The organism is Streptomyces sp. GC420, from assembly GCF_009916105.1.
Taxonomy (GTDB): domain Bacteria; phylum Actinomycetota; class Actinomycetes; order Streptomycetales; family Streptomycetaceae; genus Streptomyces.
The window spans coordinates 1-3,285 of sequence record NZ_JAAAXQ010000584.1 but is presented as its reverse complement, the minus strand read 5'-3'; the positions used below and the strand labels follow the sequence as shown (position 1 = coordinate 3,285).

Below are 3,285 nucleotides of genomic sequence, written 5' to 3'. Positions count from 1 at the left end.
GCTCCCAGGCCCCCCAGCAGCACCGACGCGAGGATGCCGGCCCACTCGGCGTCCACCGGCTCGCCGCTCACCAGGGCGCGGTGGACGACCGCGCCCGCGACGACGTCGAAGATGAGGTCGGCCGAGCGGGCGGCCGCCTCCGGGTCCGCTTCGCGGGGCAGTTCACCGCGCTCCCACGCGCGTTCCCTGCCCACCAGCACGAGGCGCTTCTGGCGGTCGACGATCGTGGTGCGGATCCGGGCGCGCAGCGCGTCGTCGTTCGTCGCCTCGGCGATGACGGCCATCAGCGACGTCCTGGTCTCCGGGCGGTCGAGCAGGGCCGCGAACTGGAGCACCACGTCCTCGATGTCGGCCCGCAGGCTGCCACGGTCCCGGAGTTCCAGCTCGTCGAAGAGCACCGCGACCGCGTCGACGACGAGTTCGTTCTTGCCCGCCCAGCGGCGGTAGAGCGTCGTCTTGGCGACGCCCGCGCGCGCGGCGACGTCGCCCAGCGTCAGTTTCGACCACCCGAGTTCGACGAGCGCGGCCCTGGTGGCGCCGAGTATCGCGGCGTCCGCGGCCGCGCTGCGCGGCCGCCCCGTGCGGCCGTTGCCGCTGCCGTTGCCGGGTGATCTGGAGGACATGGCGGTGACCATACCCGCCGGTATGACCGATGTGGCTGGTGATGAGGATCACTGGGGCGGTCTACCGGACGCGACCCGCGACCAGTTACGCTACGAGTCGTATCGAAAGGGCGGCAACCACGTCGGCGCCGGTGGGGACCGGGCGCGCGGATACCGAAGAGGGATACCGGGTACAGGGCAGCGGGACAGCGGCACGGGAAGAAGGTGCGGGCGGCGCGGGACCGGAGCCCCGGCACGGAGCAGGGTGCGGGCCCGGGACGAGCAGGGGCGCGAGGAACGGGCGGCCGGAGAACGCCGACCGGGATTGGCCGGCGTATTTCGCCGTTCACCGTGTGAAGGGGGGAGGATGTACCCATGCAGCCACGGAACATGTCCATGAGCGGAGTCGTCGACCTCGCCGCGGTGAAGGCGGCCGGAGAGGCCAGGGCGAAGGCGGAGCAGGCGCGCGCCGAAGCCGCCCGGCAGGGCGGGAGCGGGGCGGTGTCCCCGGCGAGCCTGGTGATCGATGTCGACGAGGCGGGATTCGAGCGGGATGTCCTGCAGCGCTCCGCCGAAGTACCGGTCGTCCTCGACTTCTGGGCCGAGTGGTGCCAGCCCTGCAAGCAGCTCGGCCCGCTGCTCGAGCGGCTCACCGTCGAGTACGGCGGCCGTATCCTGCTCGCCAAGATCGATGTCGACGCCAACCAGATGCTGATGCAGCAGTTCGGGATCCAGGGCATCCCGGCAGTCTTCGCGGTGGTGGCCGGCCAGGCCCTGCCGCTCTTCCAGGGCGCGGCCCCCGAGCCGCAGATCAGGGCCACCCTGGACCAGTTGATCCAGGTCGCCGAGGAGCGCTTCGGTCTGACCGGACTGACCGTCGACGCCGACGCCGATGCCGAGGCACCCGTCGCCCGCGAGGCTCCCGCAGGGCCCTACGACGGCCTGCTGGAGGCCGCCGCGCAGGCGCTGGACTCCGGTGACCTCGGCGGTGCCGTGCAGGCGTACAAGAACGTGCTGACGGACGACCCGGGTAACACCGAGGCGAAACTGGGACTCGCCCAGGCCGAACTCCTGCAGCGGGTCCAGGGCATGGACCCCCAGCAGGTGCGCAAGGAGGCCGCCGAGCACCCCGCCGAGGTGCGGGCCCAGATCGCCGCGGCCGACCTGGACCTGGTGGGCGGTCATGTCGAGGACGCCTTCGGGCGGCTCGTGGAGACCGTGCGGCGGACTGCGGGAGAGGACCGCGAGACGGTCCGGCTGCGGCTGCTGGAACTCTTCGAGGTGGTCGGCGCGGACGATCCGCGGGTGACCAAGGCCCGGCAGGCGCTCGCACGCGTGCTGTTCTGAGGGGCGTCCGGCCCGATGACACCTCTCCCGTCACTCCCCGTACGCCTGAACGATTTTCAAACCCCTGAGGCGACTGGGGCGCGGCGGGAGATTTGACGACACAGCGACTCGGCGGCCGCGGTTTACCAAATCTTGATAATCGCGGCCGCTGTTACTGCCAGTAAGTCGGATCTTGATTTCTGTCCGATTTTGAATCGCTTTGGCATTGTCTGCCGCTGTGACCGAGAACACCGTCCGTGCCTGGTCGACGGCGCGCGGTCGTGCCTCGGTTATCCCCCCGTTACTAGTGAGTAACGAACCCCCTTGTGCGGCGGCCGGGAATGGACCACGATCGGCCACGCTCGGTCCGTTCCCACAGCCCCGACAGCCATTCGGAGACGCGGGAGTCACGGGTCCCCACCGAGCGGGCCGGCGGCAGAGGCGCCGGCCGTGGACAGGGGGGTCCTTGCCCACCGGCAGGGCCTGTCCGGCCGGCCGCGCGTGAGCGCGGCCAAGTGGTTGTCGCTCGGGGGTGATCGCCGGTGATTCGGACGCTGTGTGTGACGTTGGACGTCGCGCCTCCGACTCGGGCGCTCTCCTTCCCGAGGACGTAGATCTTCTCCCATCCCAGGCGGGCAAGCCGTCCGCTTGCTGGGATGTACGTCCGAGAAGGAGGAAAGTATGGAGTCCCAGGTTCGTGGCGGGACCAGATGGAAGCGCTTTGCTGTGGTCATGGTGCCCAGCGTCGCTGCCACCGCCGCCATAGGTGTCGGCCTCGCGCAGGGCGCGCTGGCCGCATCGTTCAGCGTCTCCGGACAGAGCTTCAAGGTCACGGCCGAGCGTCTGCACGGCTTCGGCTTCGAGCAGTACGGCAGCATCGCGACCGGTTACGACCTGAAGGGCAACAAGGCGGCGCACCCCGTCGCGGTGTCGTCCTTCAAGACCGCCGAGATCACGGGCATGTGCCAGTCCGTGGTCACCCCGGACGTGCCGTTCATCGGCAGCGTCAGCCTTGAGCTCAAGGCGGGTGGCAAGGGTACTCCGGTCGAGGCCGAGAACCTGTACCTGGACGTCGCGGAGCTCGACGCGGACGCGACGTTCGAGCAGATCGACATCGGCATCGCGCAGAAGGACGCCAAGAAGGGCGCCCCCTCGCAGCCGAACAACGAGCTCATCAACCCCTTCGGGTTCGCGCAGCAGGCCGACGAGGCCACGCTGACCAACGTGAAGCAGACGGCCTGGGCGACCACGGCCGGCACCTTCAAGCTGAGCGGGCTCAGCATGAAGCTGCACAAGGGCGTCAAGGAGTGCTACTAAGCACCCCTCGGAGCGGGCGGGGTCATGACATGGCCCCGCC

The 3,285-nt window shown here is 69.8% G+C and carries 3 protein-coding genes; 2 read left to right on the top strand and 1 reads right to left on the bottom strand.

Annotated features, from left to right (window positions below):
- Positions 1 to 623 (bottom strand): TetR/AcrR family transcriptional regulator (locus GUY61_RS36485; RefSeq protein WP_166634592.1); only part of this gene is annotated, 623 nt, incomplete at its 3' end.
- A 354-nt stretch (positions 624 to 977) separates the two neighbouring features.
- Here GUY61_RS36485 and GUY61_RS36480 point away from each other — a divergent pair.
- Both GUY61_RS36480 and GUY61_RS36475 read left to right on the top strand, forming a co-directional pair.
- Positions 978 to 1,949, top strand: coding sequence for a tetratricopeptide repeat protein (locus GUY61_RS36480; protein WP_166634591.1), 972 nt, complete (start codon positions 978 to 980; stop codon positions 1,947 to 1,949).
- 660 nt (positions 1,950 to 2,609) lie between these two features.
- A complete protein-coding gene (locus GUY61_RS36475) occupies positions 2,610 to 3,245 on the top strand; it encodes a DUF6230 family protein (protein ID WP_166634590.1) in 636 nt (211 codons plus the stop codon).
- Positions 3,246 to 3,285: the final 40 nt, after the last annotated feature.